We start from the raw sequence: 19,098 nt of genomic DNA on the forward strand, positions 1-19,098 counted from the left end.
TGATCCCGACTGACGAGCAGCGAGGCACGCATGATCGACCCGGTGACGCTCGACGGTGAGTCGACCGTCGGCACCTTCGACCAGAAGCGGGCCGAGAACGCCGTCCGCGAACTGCTGCTCGCGGTCGGCGAGGACCCGGACCGCGAGGGGCTGCTGGAGACCCCGGCCCGGGTGGCCCGCGCCTACAAGGAGATATTCGCGGGCCTGTGGCAGGAGCCGGAGGACGTCCTCACCACCACCTTCGACCTCGGCCACGACGAGATGGTGCTGGTCAAGGACATCGAGGTGTTCTCGACCTGCGAGCACCACCTGGTGCCGTTCCGCGGCGTGGCCCACGTCGGCTACATCCCGTCCACCAGCGGCAAGATCACCGGCCTGTCCAAGCTGGCCCGGCTGGTCGACGTGTTCGCCCGCCGCCCGCAGGTGCAGGAGCGGCTGACCAGCCAGGTCGCCGACTCGCTGATGCGGATCCTGGAGCCGCGCGGGGCGATCGTGGTGATCGAGTGCGAGCACATGTGCATGTCGATGCGGGGCATCCGCAAGCCGGGCGCGAAGACGCTGACCTCCGCGGTCCGCGGCCAGCTGCGCGACCCCGCCACCCGCGCCGAGGCGATGAGCCTGATCATCGGGCGCTAGGCGTCGTCCGAAGGGCGCGCCCCAGGCAGGCGGCCGGGCCGTCAGCTGCGCGGTTCGCGGTCCTGCGGCGGTGCGAGGTGGTCGCTGAGCCACTCCAGGGCGGCTGGCAGCTCGCGGCGCCAGGTCTCGAAGGAGTGGCCGCCGTCGGGCAGCAGCAGCGAGTCGACCTGGAACTCCGGGTGCGCGGCGGCGACCTGCCGGGCGGTGGCGAGGAACTGCTCGGTGGCCGGGTAGTCGTCCTCGGTCCTGGTGGAGACCACCAGCAGGCCGACCCGCGGCGCGGGCAGGTTCTTCAGCCGCCAGCCCAGGTCGGACTGCCGGGCGGCGGCGGCGTCGCCGCGGAACAGGTCGCCGTCGGTCCACCGGTCGTCGGGCACGGTGTAGTCGGCGTGCAGGCCGGCCGCGCTCTCGTACGAGCCGGGGTAGCGCATGGCCAGCCGCAGGGCGCAGCTGCCGCCGGTGGAGTAGCCGAGCACGCCCCAGGAGCCGGCCGCCCGGCCGACCCGGTAGGCGGAGCGCACCGCGGTGGGGATGTCCTTGGCGAACCAGGTCTCGGTCTTCGGGCCGCCGGGGACGTCCACGCACTCGGTGTCGCGGGGCGGGGCGACGGTGGGGCGGGCCATCACGATGACGGTGGGGGCGAGCCGGCCGGTGCGCTGGAGGTCGGCGGCGGCCTGCGGCAGCTTCAGGCTGTCGAGCAGGTGCAGCGAGGGGCCGGGGTAGCCGGCCAGGGCGAGGATCACGGGGAAGCGCTCGCGGGCGTAGCGGGGGTTGAAGTACTCGGGCGGCAGGTAGACGAAGACCTGGTCGGACAGGCCGGACTCGGGGCCGGTGATCCGCACCGAGTCGACCCGGCCGACCTCCTCCGGCTTGCCGGGCGGCAGCACGTCCGGCACGGCCTCCAGGCCGCCCTCGGCGGTGGGCTGGACCAGCGCGGTGTGGTCGGGCGCCGCGCCGGGGGAGTGGGCGGCCAGGGCGAGCGGGGCGCCGCCGGGGCGCAGCAGGTCGTTCCAGGAGGTGTAGAAGCCGTAGCTGTTGTTGACCGACAGCAACAGCACGGAGAGCACCGCGAGTTGGGTGACCGTCAGCAGGGCCAGCCGGCCCAGGACGGGGAGCGGGCGCTGGCGGGCCAGCCGGGGCCACAGCCAGAGGGTGGCGACCAGTCCGGCGGTGGCCGCCGCGATCAGCGTGTACACCAGTGCCCGGCTGGTGAGCTCCATGCCCGGTCCCTCCTCGACGGCCGCCCGGCAGAGGATCATCGTCATCTGACGAACCGTCGGTAGCCACCCGTAGTACTCTGACCGGGCGTCGGAAACCAGTGCGAACCAGCGCCTGTGCCGACCGCAACCGAGGCTCTAGAATGCGGCGTCCATCATGTGGGACGTCCGGCCCGAGTGGCTCTTGAACGTTCTATGGACGCCCCTTGACGTGCGGATTGCCAGACAAAGGAACAGTCATGAAGGTCCATCACGGCCCCGCTCGCGGGGTGCGCGGCCAGTGCCCGGGTGCCTCTAGGCTGAGCTTTTATGAGCGTAACCGTGCCCGCTGAGACGACGTCCGAGGAGCCCCGTCCCAGGGGTCTGCGAGCGCTGCGCAGCCAGGCGGCCGCGGTGCCGCGGCCGTGGCTGCCCGGCGTGGTCGGGTACGCCACGATGCTGATCGGTCTGATCGACATCGCCTGCGCGATCTTCCCCAAGCTGCGGTTCACCCGGATGCACAACTGGGCGGGCCAACTCCCGGGCGGCACCACGTCGTTGGCCGCCGCCGGGACGCTGATGGTGGGCATGCTGCTGGTGCTGCTGGCGCACGCCCTGCGCCGCCGCAAGCGCCGCGCCTGGCGGGCGGTGTGCGTGCTGCTGCCGATCGGCGCCGCGCTGCACCTGCTGCGCTGGCACCAGGTCGGGCAGGCCGTGATCTCGCTGGCGCTGCTCGTGGTGATGGTGGTCCACCAGCGCGAGTTCTACGCCAAGGCCGACCCGCGCACCCGCTGGCGCGCCGTGGTCAACTTCCTGGTCCTCGGCACCGTCTCGGTGCTGCTGGGCCTGCTGATCGTCTCGATGCGCTGGAAGGCCGAGGTCGGCGACCCGTCGCTGTTCGCGCGCCTGGAGCACGTCGGCTACGGCCTGTTCGGGTTCGAAGGACCGATCCACTACACCTCCGACCGGATCGGCGATCTGGTCGCCTACTCGCTCGGCGCGCTCGGCCTGGTGACCGCGTTCACCACCGCCTACCTGGCGCTGCGCCCCGAGAAGCCCGAGCCGTTCCTCACCCCCGAGGACGAGCTGAAGGTGCGTGACCTGCTGGCCCGGCACGGCCGCCGCGACTCGCTCGGCTACTTCGCGCTGCGCCGCGACAAGTCGGTGCTCTTCTCGCCCTCCGGCAAGGCGGCGATCTCCTACCGGGTGGTCTCCGGCGTGATGCTCGCCTCCGGCGACCCGGTCGGCGACGTGGAGGCCTGGCCCGGCGCGATCAAGGTCTTCATGGCGATGGCCCGTGAGCACGCCTGGGTGCCCGCCGTGATGGGCTGCTCCGAGGTCGGCGGCGAGGTGTGGACCCGGGAGGCCGGGCTGGACGCGCTGGAGCTCGGCGACGAGGCGATCGTCGACACCGCCTCCTTCTCGCTCTCCGGCCGCGCGATGCGCAACGTCCGCCAGATGGTCAAGCGGATCGAGCGCAACGGCTACTCCTGCAAGGTCCGCCGGGTCGGCGACCTGACGCTGGAGGAGAAGCGGCAGATCGGCGACGCCGCCGCCCGCTGGCGCGGCACCGACACCGAGCGCGGCTTCTCGATGGCGCTGGGCCGCTTCGGCGACGTCGGCGACGACGAGTGCGTGGTGGTCACCGCGCACAAGGCCGACGAGCCCGCCGCCGACGGCGCGCCCGCGGCCGCCGGGAGCGACCTCAAGGCGGTGCTGCACTTCGTGCCGTGGGGATCGGACGGCATCTCGCTGGAGCTGATGCGGCGCGACCGCGAGGCCGACCCGGGCCTCAACGAGCTGCTCATCGTGGCGGCGCTGCAGGAGGTCGGCGCGATGGGCGTGCGCCGGGTGTCGCTGAACTTCGCGATGTTCCGCTCCGCGCTGGCCCGCGGCGAGCGGATCGGCGCCGGACCGGTGCTGCGCGCCTGGCGCGGCCTGCTGGTCTTCCTGTCCCGGTGGTTCCAGATCGAGTCGCTGTACAAGTTCAACGCCAAGTTCCAGCCCAGCTGGGAGCCCCGCTTCCTGGTCTACAAGCAGACCCGCGACCTGCCGCGGATCGGCTTCGCCGCGATGCAGGCCGAGGCCTTCATCACCCTCGGCATGCCCCGCCTGGGCCGCAAGCGCCAGCGGCAGGGCCTGATGCCCGAGCCCGCGGCGCAGCTGCACGAGGCGGCCTGAGCGGGCGTCCGATAATGGGCGTATGAGCGAGCACCTTCCCGGCCTTCCCGTCCTCGACCGTTGTGCGGTGATGGGGGTGGTCAACGTCACACCCGACTCGTTCTCGGACGGGGGGCTGTGGCTGGATCCGGCGAAGGCGGTCGCACACGGACTGGACCTGGTGGCCCGCGGGGCGGACCTGGTCGACGTCGGCGGCGAGTCGACGCGGCCGGGCGCCCAGCGGGTCACCGAGGCGGAGGAGCTGCGCCGGGTGATCCCGGTGGTGACCGAGCTGGCCCGGGCCGGGGTGGTGGTGTCGGTGGACACCATGCGGGCGAGCGTCGCCGCGGCGGCGGTCGAGGCCGGCGCCAGGGTGGTCAACGACGTCTCCGGCGCGCTGGCCGACCCGGCGATGGCCGAGGTGGTGGCGGCCACCGGGGCGCCGTTCGTGGTGATGCACTGGCGCGGCCAGTCCGCGGACATGGACGCCCTCGCGGTCTACCGGGACGTGGTCGCGGACGTGGTGGCGGAGCTGACCGCCCGGGTGGAGGCGCTGCTGGCCGCCGGGGTGAAGGAGGAGCAGCTGATCCTCGACCCGGGGCTGGGGTTCGCGAAGACCAGTGAGCACAACTGGGCGCTGCTGGGCCGGCTGGACGCGCTGACCGCTTTGGGGCGGCCGGTGCTGGTGGCGGCTTCGCGCAAGCGCTTCCTGGGTACGCTGCTCGCCAACCCGGAAACCGGGGAGCTGCGCCCGGCGCGGCAGCGGGACGACGCCACGGCGGCGGTCTCGGTGCTGTCGGCCCGGGCGGGCGCCTGGGCGGTGCGGGTGCACGATGTGGCCGGCACGGCTGACGCCGTACGAGTGGTCGCTGCCTGGCAGCGGGCGGCGCGAAGGGGGTAGGCGTGGCGGAGGCAGTGAGCGGCAACGACCGGGCGGCGCTGGAGTCGGACCGCGAGGCGGTGCTGGCGGCCAACCAGACGCTCTACGAGGCGCTGGAGACCGGCGACCTGGAGGCCGTCGAGTCGATCTGGCTGGGGCCGGACGAGGCTGACGACAAGGGCGGCGTGTTCTGCGTGCACCCCGGCTGGCCGGTGCTGATCGGGCGGGCCCAGGTGACCCGCTCGTACATGCTGATCATGGCGAACACCGAGTACATCCAGTTCTTCCTGACCGACGTCGAGGTCGACGTGCAGGGCGATGTGGCGCTGGTCACCTGCACCGAGAACATCCTGTCCGGCGGTGAGCCCGAGGAGGAGGGCGAACTGGGGCCGCTGGTGGGCGGGAAGGTCGTGTCGACCAACCTGTTCCGCCGCACCTCGGACGGCTGGAAGCTGTGGTCGCACCACGGCTCGCCGGTGCTCACCAGCGGCGACGACGACGAGGACGACGAGGACGAGTGACGGCGCGGCCCGCGCGCCGAGCAGGCGCGGGCGGGCGTCGTCAAGTGCCGCCGAGGCCAGTCCGAACGGGTGGGCGGCCGGGGAGGCGGTCTGGCGCGGTCGGTGCTCGAAGGTAGATTCGAGGGGCGGCGGGCGACCGGTGCCCGCCGGTCCCCGCCCGTGCGGGGCCGTCAGCTGGGAGCAGTGATTCGTTTGCTGGACCGCGTCACCCTGCGGGGCCTGCGTGCCCGGGGCCACCACGGCGTCTTCGAGCGCGAGCGCATCGAGGGGCAGACCTTCGTGGTCGACCTGGTGCTGTTCCTCGACACCCGGCCGGCCGCCGCGGGCGACGACCTCACCCGCACCGCGCACTACGGCGTGATCGCGGAGGAGGTCACGGCGGTGATCGCCGGGGATCCCGTGGACCTGATCGAGACGCTCGCCCAGCGGATCGCCGACCGGTGCCTGGCGCACGAGGTGGTCGAGGAGGTCGAGGTCACCGTGCACAAGCCGGACGCCCCGATCACCGTGCCCTTCGACGACGTCACCATCACCATCCGCCGGGGGCGCTCCTGACGCCCCGTCGGAAGCCGAGCAGAGGGAATTCCGTTGCCGACGACTGACCCGACCGCCTCGCCGACCACCTTCGACCTGGAACGCCGGGTGGACCGAGCCGAGTCCACCCTGCACTCATCCCGGCACGCCGCCCTCGCCCTGGGCAGCAACCTGGGCAACCGCCTGGAGACCCTGCAGGGCGCGGTGGACGCGCTCGGCGACACCCCGGGCCTGCGGATCACCGCGGTCTCCGCGGTGTACGAGACCGACGCGGTCGGCGGCCCCGCCGACCAGCCGAGCTACTTCAACGCGGTGGTGCTGCTGCGCACCTCACTGCCGCCGGCCGACCTGCTGGAGCGCGCCAACGCGGTGGAGGACGCCTTCGGGCGGGTGCGCACCGTGCACTGGGGCCCGCGCACCCTGGACGTCGACGTGCTCGACTACGAGGGCGTCACCAGCGACGACCCGCACCTGCTGCTCCCGCACCCGCGGGCGCACGAGCGGGCGTTCGTCCTGGCGCCCTGGCAGGACGCCGACGGGCAGGCGGAGATCCCCGGCCACGGGAAGGTCGCCGCACTGCTGGACGGCCTCGGTGGCGCCGCGGCGCAGGGCGTCCGGCTGCGGGCCGACCTCCGGCTGCAGCTGCCGGAGTAGCCGGCCGCCGCGGTGGCGGGAACTTCCGGCCGCACGCGGGCGTAGCTCCCTGCGGGTGCGGCCGGGCCGGTACGGTGGGCTGGTCGCCGCCGTCCCGGCCCGCCGGGGCCGCCGCCCCGCCCGTCACCAGGGAAGGAACCCCGTCCGCGTGAAGCCGCTCCGTCTCCGTCTGTTGCTCGGCATCATCGCGATCACCGGGGCGCTGTCCTGGGCCGGGGCCCGGCTGTGGGACTCGCTGGGCACCCTGCCCGGCGTGCCCGCCTACGCGCCGTACGTGCTGGCGGCGATCGCGGTGGTGCTGCTGGCCGCGGCGATCTCGCTGCGGTCCCGGCTGAAGGCGGTGCGCGAGCGGCAGCCCGGGGCGAAGGGCGTGGACCCGCTGCACGCGGCCCGGGTGCTGGTGCTGGGGCAGGCCAGTGCGCTGGTCTCCTCGGTGGTGACCGGGATCTACGCGGGCGTCGGGGTGTTCCTGCTCGGCCAGCTGGAGGTGGCAGCCCGCCGGGCGCAGGCGCAGACCGCCGGCTGGGCGGTGCTGGCCGGTGCGGCGGTGATCGCGGTGGCGCTCTGGCTGCAGCACATCTGCCGGCTCCCCGAGGACCACGACGACCCGGAGCGCCCGCGCGGGACGGCCGCCTCCCCCCGCTGAGCCGGGACCCCGCGATGCGCTGACGACGGGTCAGAAACCGGTGACTTTCGGCCAATGATCCACTCCGGTGCGTGTTTCTGGCGGACTGTCAAGGCCCGAATGGGGGGCGAGGCTGACAGGGCCCTGACTCGCACGCTAGTTTCTAGCCATGTCTCGCGGACGCCACCGTCATTCCTCCTTCCTCGGCCGGTCGCTGCCACCGGCCGCCTCCGGTGTGCTCGTGCTCGCGGCGCTCGCCGCGCTGGTGGCCAGTCCGGACCAGATCGTGGCCCGCTCGGTCGGCGTGGCGGCCGTGGTCGCCGTGGTCGGCCTGGGCCTGGTGCTGCGCCAGCGCGACCGGGCGGCCCGGACCGCCGCGGAGCTCGCCAGGGTGCGCCGGCTGCGCGCCGAGGAGCGGTTCGAGGAACAGCTCGCCGAGGCCGAGTACGCGGCCGAGGTCGCCGAGGAGCGGGCCACCCGCTTCGGCCGGCGGCTGACCGCGGAGAAGTCCCGGCTGGCGAAGGCGGAGACCGAGATCGCCCGGCTGCTGCGCGAGCGCGCGGTGATGGTCGCCGAGCAGGCGCTGAAGGAGGCGGAGGCGGTCCAGCAGGCGCTGGAGGCGTCCCGCCCAAGGAACCCGGCCTCCCCGGCCGCGTACGTCCGGGCGGCGGCCGCGCTGCGGCACCTGGAGCGGCAGGCCGCGACCGCCGAGGCGAACCGGGAGGTGGACGAGCGGGCCCAGGTCGAGCTGCGCCCGAAGATGCCGCAGCCGGTGCCCACCGCGCAGACCCTGCGCACGGTCGCCTCGGCGCTGCCGAAGCCGGTGCCGCCGACCGCCGCCGTGGTCCCCGCGCAGGCGTCCGGCGCCGTCGAGCAGGCCGTCCCGGAGCAGTCCGCTGCGGTCGTCCCGGGCGGGCGGCAGCGCCCGCGGGCGGCGAACTTCAGCTTCTTCGGCCGGCCGGGCAGCGCCCGGGCCGCGCTGCGGGCGGCCGCGCCGGCCCCGGCGGTCGGCGACCTGGCCGACGTGGTCGGGGACGAGGCGCTGGCCGCCAGCGAGCAGTACGCGGTGGTGGACGCCGGGCCGGTGGACGCCGCGCAGCAGCCCGACCACCTGGCGGTGGAGCAGCCGCCGAGCCACCAGCACGCCGAGTCGGACACCGTGCCGGAGGTGGTCGACCTGACCCCGCACGACGAGACCGAGCTGCTGGAGCTGCCCGAGCTGCGGGCCGGCCGTTCCTGACCCGCTGACCACGGATGCGCCCCGGCCCCCTCCGCACGGAGGGGGCCGGGGCGTTTTCGCGGCCGGCGCGGCGTCAGGCGGCCGCGCGGGGTCAGACGTTGACGCCGAAGTCCTGGGCGATGCCGACCAGGCCCGAGGCGTAGCCCTGGCCGATGGCGCGGAACTTCCACTCCGCGCCGTTGCGGTACAGCTCGCCGAAGACCATCGCGGTCTCGGTGGCGGCGTCCTCGGAGAGGTCGTAGCGGGCGATCTCGGCGCCGCCGGCCGCGTTCAGCACCCGGATGTAGGCGTTGCGGACCTGGCCGAAGTTCTGGCCGCGGTTGTTGCCGTCGTAGATCGAGACCGGGAAGGTGATCCGGGTGACGTCGGCGGGCAGCGCGGCCAGGTTGACGTTGATCCGCTCGTCGTCGCCCTCGCCCTCGCCGGTGCGGTTGTCGCCGGTGTGGACGACGGTGCTGTCCGGGGTGCTGGTGTTGTTGAAGAAGACGAAGTGGCGGTCGGAGTACACCTTGCCTTCGCCGTTCAGGACGATCGCGCTGGCGTCGAGGTCGAACTCGGAGCCGGTGGTGGTGCGCACGTCCCAGCCGAGGCCGACGGTGACCGCGGTCAGGCCGGGGGCCTCCTTGGTCAGCGAGACGTTGCCACCCTTGGAGAGGCTCACGGGCATGGTTGTGGTGTCCCTTCGGTCGGTTTTGCGGGGAGAACGCCGGACGGGCGGCCGTTGGTTCCATCGCTTGGTGGACGGATGGTTTCCTCCCCCGGTCGGCCGTCAGATTCTGGGGTAGCGGCCCTGGACGGTCCAGATGTTCGGGTTGTCGGCCAGGCCCTCGTGCAGATCGAACAGATCGGCAAGCACATCCTGCAGGAAGTCCCGCGCCTCGCGCCGCAGTTCGGCGTGTCGGACGACCAGCGGCGGGTCGTCGGGGCGCCAGGTGGCGGTGATCTCGACCCAGCCGAAGCGGCGGGTGAAGCGCAGCAGCTCGGTGTTCTGGGTGAAGTCCAGGTCCTCGGTGACCACCCGGGCCGAGCGGCTGCCCCGCGGGTCGTCGTCGAGCCGGTCGGCGATGTCGCACACCGCCCAGGCGAAGTCCAGCACCGGCACCCAGCCCCAGCGGGTCTCCACGTCCGAGCCGTCCGCCTCCAGGTAGACGTCGCCGGCGAACAGGTCGTGCCGCAGCGCCCGCACCGGTGCGGTCCGGTAGTCGGTCTGCGGGGGGTCGGGGAAACGGGTGGAGAGGGAGTAGCCGAGCTCGATCACGCCCGCCATTCTCCCCTCGCGGGCGGGCGGCGTTAACCGCGTGACGCGGGCGCGGCCGGACGGGATGATGGGCGCATGACTGAGCCTGTGCGCGTACGGGGTTCGGTGGTCGTCCCCGACGCCGAGCTCGTCTGGCGCTTCTCCCGCTCGTCCGGACCGGGCGGGCAGCACGTGAACACCTCCGACAGCCGGGTCGAGCTGCTGTACGACCTGGCGGCCTCCGCCGCGCTGCCGCCGGTGTGGAAGGAACGCGCCCTGGAGCGGCTGGCATCCCGGCTGGTCGACGGGGTGCTGGTGGTGCGCGCCTCCGAGCACCGCTCGCAGTGGCGCAACCGCGAGGTGGCGGCGGCCCGGCTGGCCGCGCTGCTCGGCGAGGCCACCGCACCGCCGCCGAAGGCCCGGCGGGCCACCAAGCCGAGCCGCGGCATGGTCGAGCGGCGACTGGAGAGCAAGAAGCACCGCGCCTCGCTGAAGCAGGGCCGGGGCCGGATCCGTCCGGAGTGACGCGCCAGCCCTGCTGACGGACGGTCAGCCGAGCTTGCGGTAGCCGCTGCGGAAGTACAGCAGCGGTCCGTCCGCCGGGGCGGTCACCCGGGCCTCCAGGACCCGGCCGAGCACCAGGACGTGGTCGCCGGCCGGCACCCGCTGCTCGGTGCGGCACTCGACGGTGGCCAGGGCCCCGGTGATCAGCGGCGCCCCGGAGTGCGGGCCGCGGGTGTGCGGGGCGTCGGCGAACAGCAGCCGGTCGCTGAGCCGGCCCTTCATCGCGAACCGCGAGGCCAGCGTGCGCTGTTCCTCGGCCAGCAGCGACACCGCCCAGGTGTCGACCCGGGTGAGCAGCTCGTCCATCCGCGAGTCCTCGCGCACCGAGACCAGCACCATCGGCGGCTCCAGCGACACCGAGAGGAAGGACGTGGCGGTCATGCCCACGTCCTCGCCGTCGGCGCCGCCCTCGGGGTCGTGGGCGGTCACCAGCGAGACGCCGGAGGCCAGCTGGGAGAGCGCCGCGCGGAACTCCTCGGGCGTGGCGGCGGCGGTGGCGGCGGGGGACTGCGGGGTGCTGTACACGTACCGCACGGTAGTCCCCGGTCCGGCCCGCCGGTATCGGGCCCTGGTCGTAGGTCCGGTCGGTCGCTGGGCTGAGCTGCGGGAAGGCGGCGCCGCGAGCTGACCCTCGTTCAGCGGGCCTTCGGCGGGCGTTTGTTGGGGAAGCTCCCGGTACGGCCGGATTCCGGAGCATTCCTCGGCATGAGCATTATGTGATTTGAGTCACACTGACAGGCTATTGCTGACCGAGCGTGCCTATCGCAGTGCTCCCTGTGATTCAGTTCTTCTGGCAATCGGACGACAACCTTTCAAGCACTATCCGAACAGCCGGGGAGCCCCCGCATGGAAGCCGAGTCGGAGCCCTACGTCCGCCTCGCGACCCTCCGCACCTTGCACCGGGTCGTGGCGGACCTCAACGCTGCCCGGAGCCTGGCGGGGACCCTGCAGGCGGTCGTCGAAGGCGCGGTGCACGGGCTCGGGTTCGACGCGGCGGCGGTCAGCCTGGTCCGCCCGGACGGCGACCTGGTGGTCGCCGCGGTGTGGGAGATAGAGGAGAGCGCCTTCGGCGGTCCCGCGGTGCTGCTCGGCCAGGTCGGCTCCCGGGAGTCCTGGGAGCGGATGCTGCAGGTCGCCGACCACTGGGGCACCCTGCGCTTCATCCCGCACGACCGCGGCTGGGCGATCGCCACCGACGTGCCCACCTGGACCGGCGACGGCCCGCTGCCGGTCTACTCCAACGACTGGCACCCGCAGGACGTGCTGCTCGCCCCGATGTACAGCGCCGGCGGCGACCTGCTCGGCGTCCTGTCGGTGGACCGCCCGCGCAGCGGCAAGCGCCCCGGTGCGTGGACCCGCGAGGCCCTGGAGATGTTCTCCCTGCAGGCCTCCATCGCGATCGGGAACGCCCGGCTGCGCGCGGAGATGCAGCGCGCCCTGGCCCGCCTGGAGAAGGAGCAGCAGGCCCTGCGGGCCAGCGAGGAGTCCTTCCGGCAGGCCTTCGAGTACGCCCCCAGCGGGATGGCCATCACCGAGCTGCACGGCGACGCGATGGGCCAGCTCACCCGCGTCAACGACGCCCTGTGCCGACTGCTCGGCCGCCCCCGGGCCACCCTGCGCCAGCAGCGCTTCGCCGACCTGGTGCACCCCGACGACCTCGACCTGCTGCGCCGCACCAGCGCCGAGGGCGGGCGCGCCGAACTGCGGCTGGCCCGCCGCGACGGCGGCTACCAGTGGGTCTGCCTGCGCAACTCGGTGGTCGCCGACGCCGCCGAGGGCCCCAGCTTCCTGCTCACCCACGTCGAGGACATCGAGGACCGCAAGCGACACGAGCTCCAGCTCGCCCACCGCGCCAGCCACGACGCCCTCACCGGCCTGCCCAACGGCGCCGAACTGCGCGCCCGGCTCGGCCGCCGGCTCTGCTCGCTCCCCGCGCACGCCGTCGCGCACCCCGGCGAACTCGGCCACCAGGCGCCGTCCGGCCACGCCCTGCCCCCGCCCGGTGCCCCCTACCCGCCCTCGTACGCCGCGCACGCCGCCTACCCGGGCCCCGGGGCCCCCGCCGCGCTGGCCCACGGCTACGCGGCCCCTGACGAGGGACTGGAACGGGACCGCGAGGCCTTCGCCGCCGGGCAGGTGCTGCGCCACAGCGGCGCCGCGGTGGCGCACGTGCACGCGGTGGTCCCCGCCGAGTCGCCCGGCAGCGAGGCCTGGGCCGGCCACCGCCGGGCCGCGCAGCCGCCCGGCGACAAGGGCCTGGCCGTCCTCTTCTGCGACCTGGACGGGTTCAAGTCGGTCAACGACCGGTTCGGCCACAACGCCGGGGACGCGGTGCTGATCGAGGTCGCCCGCCGCCTCCAGCAGGCCGTCCGGGAGGGCGACACCGTCGCCCGGATGGGCGGCGACGAGTTCGTGGTGCTCGCCGACGGCATCGGCCGCGAGGAGGCCAAGGACCTGGCGGGCCGACTGCGCGGCGCGATCCTCCCGCCGATGCGGATCGACAACCGGGCGATGCGGGTCGGCGTCAGCCTGGGCATCGGCTGGGCCGGCTGCGGCATGAGCATCGACGAGGTGCTGCACGCGGCCGACGAGCGGATGTACGACGAGAAACGGGCGCGCGGCGGAGCGGTGCGCGGCTCGCGCGGGGAGCGCTCGCACCGCCGCGCGGGCTGATCCGGCTTTCCCCCAGCTCAGCAATGCCAGGTAGGGTGCCCTGGGTACGAGAGCGTCCAGCACTGGGGAGTTGACCGTGACCACGGCCGGCAGCAACGAAGCGCCCGCGGGCGGCGCGGGCGACGAGGACCCCTTCGCGTACCTGTACCGCCCCGCCGAGGGCGAGCAGGCCGCACCCGCGCAGCCGCGCAGCTCGTACAGCCGCCCCATGGAGGTCGGCCGGGCCAGCTACGGCGAGCGCCCCGCGCAGCCGCCGGCCGCCCGCCCGCAGCCGGCCCAGCCCGGTCAGCCGGGTCAGGAGACCACCACCGCGCTGCCCCACCAGCCGCGGTACGCCGAGCGCTCCCGTCCGCGGCCCGGCGAGGACCGCCCGGCCGGGCGCGGCAAGGCGACCGTGATCGGCGCCGTCGCCGTGGTCGCCGCGATCGCGGTCGGCGCGGGCATCGCGCTCTCCACCGGCGACGGCGACGGCAAGCCGGACGCCGGTGCGAGCCACTCCGGCACCGCGGCGCCCGCCAGCTCCGCCCCGGTCGCCTCCAGCGCCGCGCCCAGCCCGACCGCGGCGGGCGACCCGCTCTCCGACGCGACCAAGCTGCAGGCGCAGGGCGCCGCCACCGACTCCACCGTCAAGGGCGCGATCTCCGCTGACGGCAGCTACCTCACCCTGCAGGCGGGCTCCACCTTCACCTGGACCGTCAACGCGGCCACCGCGGGCCAGTACAAGTTCTGGCTGCACTTCAACAACACCGGCGCCGACACCCCCGCCGCGGTCTCCGTCAACGGGCAGGACCACAAGGGCGGCGTCACGTTCAAGAACTACTCCAAGTCCGGCACGCCGGATCCGGCCCAGTCCTGGTACAGCACCAACATATGGCCCAACCTGCAGGCCGGGCAGAACACCCTGACGGTGACCCTGCCGGCCGGCACGTCCGGCAGCGTGCTGCTCGACCAGGTGGCCCTGACGCCGATGTCGGTGAACAGCTACCCGACGAAGTAGGCCCGTCGGGGGCGCGGTCGACCGCGCCCCCTCACGGGTCGTCAGCTCCCGGCCACGACCCTGGCGAGGTGCTCGACCGTCCGCGCCATCGCGGTGCGGGCCGGGGCGAGGTACTTGCGCGGGTCGGTCACCGCGGGGTCGCCGGCGAGGTGGTCGCGGACGGCCGGGGTGAAGGCCAGGTTGAGGGCCGTACCGATGTTGATCTTCACCATGCCGGCGGCGACCGCGGAGGTGAGCTCGGCGTCCGGCACGCCGGAGCTGCCGTGCAGCACCAGCGGGACGGGGACGGCCGCGGTGAGGCGCCGGATCAGCTCGTGGTCGAGCGCGGCGGTGCGGGTGGTCATGGCGTGCGAGGAGCCGACCGCGACGGCGAGCGCGTCCACGCCGGTGTCGGCGACGTAGGCGGCGGCCTCCGCCGGGTCGGTGCGGGCGCCCGGGGCGTGGGCGGAGAGCGGCGGTGCGCCGTCCTTGCCGCCGACCTTGCCGAGCTCGGCCTCCAGGTGCAGCCCGTGGCGGTGCGCCCAGGCGCCGGCCTCCGCGGTGGCCTTGACGTTCTCGGCGTGCGGCAGGTGCGAGGCGTCGAACATCGCGGAGGAGAACCCGGCGGCGGGGGCGGTCCGCAGCAGGTCGAAGTCCTCGACGTGGTCGAGGTGGAGCGAGAGCGGGACGTGCGCGGCGGCGGCGACCTCGGCGCAGGCGCGGGCCAGCGGCAGCAGCCGCCCGCCGTGGAAGGCGACCGCGTTCTGGCTGATCTGGAGGATCGCGGGGGTGCCGGCGGCCTCCGCGCCGGCGGCGATCGCCTCGGCGTGCTCCAGCGTGATCACGTTGAAGGCGGGCAGTCCGCGGCCGTCGGCGGCGGCGGAGGCGAGCAGGTCGGAGGTACGGGCGAGCGGCAAGGCGGGGCTCCCGGTGGGGTGAGTAGCGAGGCGCAGGTTCCGCTGCTCACCCCCGTGGCGGGAGTCCGGGGCGCCCGCGTCGCGGCGGGCGGCCCGGGTCAGGCCGGGTTGCCGACCTGAGCGAAGCGGTCCGCGCCGACGATCCACTCGCCGCGGCGCAACACCGCGACGAGCTCGTAGCTGTCGGAGTCGAGGACGACGAGGTCGGCGTTCTTGCCTGCCTCCAGGGTGCCGATGGTGTCGGCCAGGCCGAGCAGTCGGGCGGGGACGGTGGACAGCGAGGTGACGGCCTGGTCGAGGCTGAGCCCGAGGACGGTGACGGCGCGTCGGAAGGAGACGTCCAGGGTGAGGGTGGAGCCCGCGATGGAGCCGCCCTCGACCAGGCGCGCGACGCCGTTCTCGACCCGGACCTGGAGCGGGCCGAGCGGGTACAGGCCGTCGCCCATGCCGGCCGCGCCCATCGCGTCGGTGATCAGCGCGACGCGGTCGGCGCCGGCCGTGCCGTAGGCGAGTTCCAGCACCGAGGGGTGCAGGTGGATGCCGTCGTTGATCAGTTCGACGGTGACCCGCTCGTCCTCGAGCAGGGCCACGATCGGGCCGGGGGCGCGGTGCTGGATGCCCGGCATCGCGTTGAACAGGTGGGTGGCGACGGTGGCGCCGGCGTCGATCGCCTCGAGCGTCCGGTCGTAGTCGGAGTCGGTGTGGCCGACGGCGGCGATGATGCCGTTGTCGGTGAGCATCCGCACCGACTCCAGGCCGCCGGGCAGCTCCGGGGCGAGGGTGAACATCTTGGCGTGGCCGCGGGCGGCGTCGGCGAGCTTGCGCACCAGCGACGGGTCGGGGTCGCGCAGCAGGTCGGGGCGGTGGGCGCCGCACCGGTTGTGCGAGATGAACGGGCCCTCGAAGTGCACGCCGGCCAGCACGCCGTCCTCGACCAGTTCGGAGAGGACCGCCGCCTGGCGGCAGACCTCGTCGATCTCGCCGGTGACGGTGGACGCGACCGTGGTGGTGGTGCCGTGTTCCAGGTGGGTGCGGGCGGCGACCAGCGCCTCCTCCGCGATCCCCGAGGCGTACGAGGCGCCGCCGCCGCCGTGCACGTGCAGGTCGACGAAGCCCGGGACGACGGTGTAGCCGGTGAGGTCGAGGTCACCCGGCTCCGGCTCGCCGCCCAGGCCCGCGATGCGCGGGCCCTCGACGGTCAGCCGACCGCCTTCGACCACCCCGCCGGGCAGGACCAGTCGGCCGCCGGCCAGTGCAGTACCCCGCGGCCCAGCCGCCGGTCGGTTGCGTGCGCTTGTCACGCGGACACCTCCATCGAGAGCAGATCCCAGGCGAGCAGGCCAGCGCCCAGGGACGCCGCGGTGTCTTTGAGCATGGCCGGTACGACCTTCGGGGGCATCTGGAAGGTCAACCGCTCGCCGATCGCCGCGCGCAGGGGCGTGAAGAGGGTGTCACCGGCCTCCGCGAGCCCGCCGCCGACGATCACCGTCGACGGGTCGAGCAGGCTCTGCGCCAGCACGATGCCGTCGGCGAGCGCGTCCACCGCGGTCCGCCAGACCTCGATCGCCCGCGGGTCGCCGGCGTCGACCGCCAGCGCGCAGGCGGCGGCGTCGGCGGCCGGGTCGCCGACCGCGTCGGCCCAGGCGCGGGAGACCGCGGAGGCCGAGGCCAGGGTCTCCAGGCAGCCGCGGGCGCCGCAGCCGCACCGCGGTCCGCCGGGGCGGACCACCACGTGGCCGATCTCGCCGCCGTAGCCGTGGGCGCCGGCCTCGATGGTGCCGTTGATCCCGATCGCGCCGGCGATGCCGGTGCCGAGCGCGATGAACAGGAAGCGCTCCACGCCCTGGCCGGCGCCGATCCGGCCCTCGGCCAGCCCGCCGGAGCGGACGTCGTGGCCGAGGGCGACGGGCAGCCCGCCGAGGCGCTCGCCGAGCAGCTTGCGCATCGGCAGGTCGCGCCAGCCGAGGTTGGCGGAGAAGACCGCGATCCCGTTCTTCTCGTCGATCGTCCCCGGCACGGCGACGCCCGCGGCGAGGGGGCCGACGCCGAACCGGTCGCGGCCTTCCTGCGCCAGGTCGGCGGCGAAGTCGAGGATGGTGGCGATGACGGCGTCGGTGCCGTGCTCCCGCCCGGTCGGTCGGCGTGCCTCAAACAGCACGGAGCCGTCCTGGGCGAGCAGCGCGGCCTTCATGCCGGTGCCGCCTACATCGAGTGCGATGACGTGCTTCACGGGGGACAGTTTCCCTTGGCCAGGTCGAAGAGGTCTAGTCCAGTTGCTCGATTGGTCTGGTCCTGAGAGGTGAGCTTTATCGCTCTTTGGGGTCTCCTAGGGGTTTTGCGACCCGCTGCGGCGGGCTGATCGTCTTCTGGCGAACAATCAGCTCGGCTGGGCGAGGATGATCGAACGGGTCAGGTTGCGCGGCTCGTCCGGGTTCAGGCCGCGGTGCTCGGCGAGCGCCACGGCCAGCTTGTGCACCCGCACCAGGTCGGCCAGCGGGTCCAGGCCGCCGGTGCCGGAGCCGGCCACCAGCAGGCCGCCGACCGCGGCGACCTCCTCCGCCAGGCCGGTCGGCAGCTCGCCGAAGGCCCAGGCGGCACGGTTCGGCGCGGTGATCGAGATCGGGCCGTGCCGGTACTCCATCGCCGGGTAGGCCTCGGTCCAGGCCAGCGCCGCCTCGCGCATCTTCAGCCCGGCCTCCTGGGCCAGGCCGTTGGTCCAGCCCGCGCCGAGGAAGGAGATCTGCTCCAGTTCCACCAGCTCGGCCGGCACCTGCCAGGCGACGGCCTGCTCGGCGTCGGCGGCGGCCTGGGCGATGGTGGCGACGCCCGCGGGCAGCGCCCCCTCCAGCTCCAGGTGGGCGCGCAGCAGCGCCAGCACGGTGGTGGCGAAGCGGGTCTGCACCACCGAGCGCTCGTCGGCGAAGCCCAGGTCGACCAGGCGGTCGGCGACCGCGGCCACCGGCTGGTCGGTGCAGGCGGTGATCGCGGTGCTCGGCAGGTCGGTGTCGGCGAGCAGGCGCAGCACCTCGGTGGTGGTGCCGGAGCGGGTGATCGCCAGGATCCGGTCGTAGCGGCGTCCGTGCGGGAACTCGGAGGCGGCGAACGCGTCGGTCTCGCCGTGGCCGCCGCTCTCGCGCAGCGCGGCGTAGGCCTGCGCCATGAACCAGGACGTGCCGCAGCCGACCACGGCCACGCGCTCGCCGCGCTGCGGCAGGTCGGCGCCCGCGGTCTCGGCGAGCGCCGCGGCGGTGCGCCAGTCGGCGGGCTGGGTGGCGATCTCCTCGCCGGTCAGGGACGGGTGCGGCATGAGTGCGGGCTCCTTTGGGGTTCCCTTGAGGCTGCGTGCGCAAACCTGATTGTTTTATAGCCGTTTCGCGCATCATTGCGCAATGCTGTTCGAGGCATGGACTTGTGCCAAGCTGTGCGCACCGCGCGCTGGGCGCGTGCGAGAACCCGGGAGGGCGAGGGTTTGTCCAGGTACGAGCGGTGGAACGCGCTGCTGGAACTGTTGGCGGAGCACGGCAAGTTGGAGGTCGAGGAGGCCGCCGAGGCGCTGGACGTGTCGGCTGCCACGATCCGGCGCGACCTCGACCAGTTGGCCCGGCAGCAGATGGTGACCCGTACCCGCGGTGGCGCGGTCGCGCACAGCGTCTCGTACGACCTGCCGCTGCGCTACAAGACCGCGCGCAATGCCGACGCCAAGCAGCGGATCGGCGCGCTGGTGGCCACCCTGATCGCCCCCGGCGAGGTGGTCGGGCTGAACGGCGGCACCACCACCACCGAGGTGGCCCGCGCCCTGGCGGTCCGCTCCGACCTGGCCGAGCGGTCCGAGGCCGGCCCCGGGCAGGCCCTCACCGTGGTGACCAACGCGCTGAACATCGCCAACGAGCTGACGGTCCGTCCGCAGGTGAAGATCGTGGTCACCGGCGGTGTCGCCCGGCCGCAGTCCTACGAGCTGATCGGCCCGCTGGCCGGCCTGGTGCTCGGCGAACTCGCCCTGGACGTCACGGTGCTCGGCGTGGACGCGCTCGACGTCGAGCACGGCGCCACCGCGCACCACGAGGGCGAGGCCAGCGTCAACCGGATGCTCGCCGAGCGGGCCCGCCGGGTGGTGGTGGCCGCCGACTCCTCCAAGCTCGGCCAGCGCGCCTTCGCCCGGATCTGCGGCCTGGACCGGATCGCCACCCTGGTCACCGACGACCAGTTGTCGGCCGACCTGGCGGACGCCTTCACCGAGGCCGGGGTCGAGGTCCTCACCGCCTGACGGTCCGACAGTTCCGTCCGG

General features: G+C 74.0%; 20 protein-coding genes. 12 read left to right on the plus strand and 8 right to left on the minus strand.

Going from position 1 to position 19,098, the window contains the following annotated elements; translation table 11 throughout:
• The first annotated feature begins 30 nt into the window (after positions 1-30).
• Complete coding sequence (folE, locus tag ACWD4U_RS07760; RefSeq protein WP_363460082.1) at positions 31-636, plus strand: GTP cyclohydrolase I FolE; 606 nt, start codon at positions 31-33, stop codon at positions 634-636.
• 41 nt (positions 637-677) lie between these two features.
• On the opposite strand, the gene ACWD4U_RS07765 is transcribed toward folE, so the two are convergent.
• The gene (locus tag ACWD4U_RS07765) at positions 678-1,901 is read right to left on the minus strand and encodes an alpha/beta hydrolase (RefSeq protein WP_363460084.1); all 1,224 of its coding nucleotides are present in this window, start codon (positions 1,899-1,901) and stop codon (positions 678-680) included.
• Positions 1,902-2,162: 261 nt separating this feature from the next.
• On the opposite strand from ACWD4U_RS07765, the gene ACWD4U_RS07770 reads away from it, so the two are divergent.
• The 7 genes from ACWD4U_RS07770 (at position 2,163) to ACWD4U_RS07800 (ending at position 8,446) form a co-directional block, all read left to right on the plus strand.
• Entirely contained in the window at positions 2,163-4,013 is a 1,851-nt protein-coding gene (locus ACWD4U_RS07770; protein WP_449787135.1) for a phosphatidylglycerol lysyltransferase domain-containing protein, read from the plus strand.
• 22 nt (positions 4,014-4,035) lie between these two features.
• The gene (gene folP / locus ACWD4U_RS07775) at positions 4,036-4,893 is read left to right on the plus strand and encodes a dihydropteroate synthase (protein ID WP_449787136.1); all 858 of its coding nucleotides are present in this window, start codon (positions 4,036-4,038) and stop codon (positions 4,891-4,893) included.
• A gap of 2 nt (positions 4,894-4,895) precedes the next feature.
• Positions 4,896-5,393: a nuclear transport factor 2 family protein gene (locus tag ACWD4U_RS07780; RefSeq protein WP_363457943.1), complete on the plus strand. Its 498-nt coding sequence runs from the start codon at positions 4,896-4,898 to the stop codon at positions 5,391-5,393.
• A 195-nt stretch (positions 5,394-5,588) separates the two neighbouring features.
• On the plus strand, positions 5,589-5,948 hold the full coding sequence (gene folB, locus ACWD4U_RS07785; RefSeq protein ID WP_363458119.1) for a dihydroneopterin aldolase: 360 nt from the start codon (positions 5,589-5,591) through the stop codon (positions 5,946-5,948).
• Between the two features lie 33 nt (positions 5,949-5,981).
• Entirely contained in the window at positions 5,982-6,581 is a 600-nt protein-coding gene (folK, locus tag ACWD4U_RS07790) for a 2-amino-4-hydroxy-6-hydroxymethyldihydropteridine diphosphokinase (RefSeq protein ID WP_363457946.1), read from the plus strand.
• A gap of 148 nt (positions 6,582-6,729) precedes the next feature.
• Complete coding sequence (locus ACWD4U_RS07795) at positions 6,730-7,227, plus strand: DUF3180 domain-containing protein (protein WP_363457948.1); 498 nt, start codon at positions 6,730-6,732, stop codon at positions 7,225-7,227.
• A 148-nt stretch (positions 7,228-7,375) separates the two neighbouring features.
• Entirely contained in the window at positions 7,376-8,446 is a 1,071-nt protein-coding gene (locus ACWD4U_RS07800) for a hypothetical protein (RefSeq protein ID WP_363457951.1), read from the plus strand.
• A gap of 91 nt (positions 8,447-8,537) precedes the next feature.
• Here ACWD4U_RS07800 and ACWD4U_RS07805 read toward each other — a convergent pair whose 3' ends face one another.
• Both ACWD4U_RS07805 and ACWD4U_RS07810 read right to left on the minus strand, forming a co-directional pair.
• Positions 8,538-9,113, minus strand: coding sequence for a TerD family protein (locus tag ACWD4U_RS07805; protein WP_363457953.1), 576 nt, complete (start codon positions 9,111-9,113; stop codon positions 8,538-8,540).
• A 102-nt stretch (positions 9,114-9,215) separates the two neighbouring features.
• Positions 9,216-9,704, minus strand: coding sequence for a hypothetical protein (locus ACWD4U_RS07810; protein ID WP_363457956.1), 489 nt, complete (start codon positions 9,702-9,704; stop codon positions 9,216-9,218).
• 75 nt (positions 9,705-9,779) lie between these two features.
• Between ACWD4U_RS07810 and arfB the strand changes: the two genes are divergently transcribed.
• Positions 9,780-10,208, plus strand: a complete 429-nt coding sequence (gene arfB, locus ACWD4U_RS07815; RefSeq protein WP_363457959.1) for an alternative ribosome rescue aminoacyl-tRNA hydrolase ArfB — start codon at positions 9,780-9,782, stop codon at positions 10,206-10,208.
• A gap of 24 nt (positions 10,209-10,232) precedes the next feature.
• Here arfB and ACWD4U_RS07820 read toward each other — a convergent pair whose 3' ends face one another.
• Entirely contained in the window at positions 10,233-10,772 is a 540-nt protein-coding gene (locus ACWD4U_RS07820; RefSeq protein WP_363457961.1) for a flavin reductase family protein, read from the minus strand.
• Positions 10,773-11,093: 321 nt separating this feature from the next.
• Between ACWD4U_RS07820 and ACWD4U_RS07825 the strand changes: the two genes are divergently transcribed.
• Both ACWD4U_RS07825 and ACWD4U_RS07830 read left to right on the plus strand, forming a co-directional pair.
• Entirely contained in the window at positions 11,094-12,920 is a 1,827-nt protein-coding gene (locus tag ACWD4U_RS07825; protein WP_363457964.1) for a GGDEF domain-containing protein, read from the plus strand.
• Positions 12,921-12,996: 76 nt separating this feature from the next.
• Entirely contained in the window at positions 12,997-13,917 is a 921-nt protein-coding gene (locus ACWD4U_RS07830; protein ID WP_363457967.1) for a carbohydrate-binding protein, read from the plus strand.
• Positions 13,918-13,958: 41 nt separating this feature from the next.
• Here the strand turns inward: ACWD4U_RS07830 and ACWD4U_RS07835 are convergent, their stop codons facing one another.
• From ACWD4U_RS07835 to ACWD4U_RS07850, 4 genes are all read right to left on the minus strand, one after another.
• On the minus strand, positions 13,959-14,813 hold the full coding sequence (locus ACWD4U_RS07835) for a class II fructose-bisphosphate aldolase (protein WP_363457970.1): 855 nt from the start codon (positions 14,811-14,813) through the stop codon (positions 13,959-13,961).
• A 98-nt stretch (positions 14,814-14,911) separates the two neighbouring features.
• Positions 14,912-16,114: an N-acetylglucosamine-6-phosphate deacetylase gene (gene nagA, locus ACWD4U_RS07840; RefSeq protein WP_363457973.1), complete on the minus strand. Its 1,203-nt coding sequence runs from the start codon at positions 16,112-16,114 to the stop codon at positions 14,912-14,914.
• Complete coding sequence (locus tag ACWD4U_RS07845; protein WP_363457976.1) at positions 16,111-17,043, minus strand: ROK family protein; 933 nt, start codon at positions 17,041-17,043, stop codon at positions 16,111-16,113. The genes nagA and ACWD4U_RS07845 overlap by 4 nt, the downstream gene beginning before the upstream one ends.
• Before the next feature lie 147 nt (positions 17,044-17,190).
• Entirely contained in the window at positions 17,191-18,120 is a 930-nt protein-coding gene (locus ACWD4U_RS07850; protein ID WP_363457979.1) for an SIS domain-containing protein, read from the minus strand.
• 162 nt (positions 18,121-18,282) lie between these two features.
• Between ACWD4U_RS07850 and ACWD4U_RS07855 the strand changes: the two genes are divergently transcribed.
• A complete protein-coding gene (locus tag ACWD4U_RS07855; RefSeq protein WP_363457981.1) occupies positions 18,283-19,077 on the plus strand; it encodes a DeoR/GlpR family DNA-binding transcription regulator in 795 nt (264 codons plus the stop codon).
• The last annotated feature ends 21 nt before the right edge of the window (positions 19,078-19,098 follow it).

The organism is Kitasatospora sp. NPDC002522 (assembly GCF_053595195.1).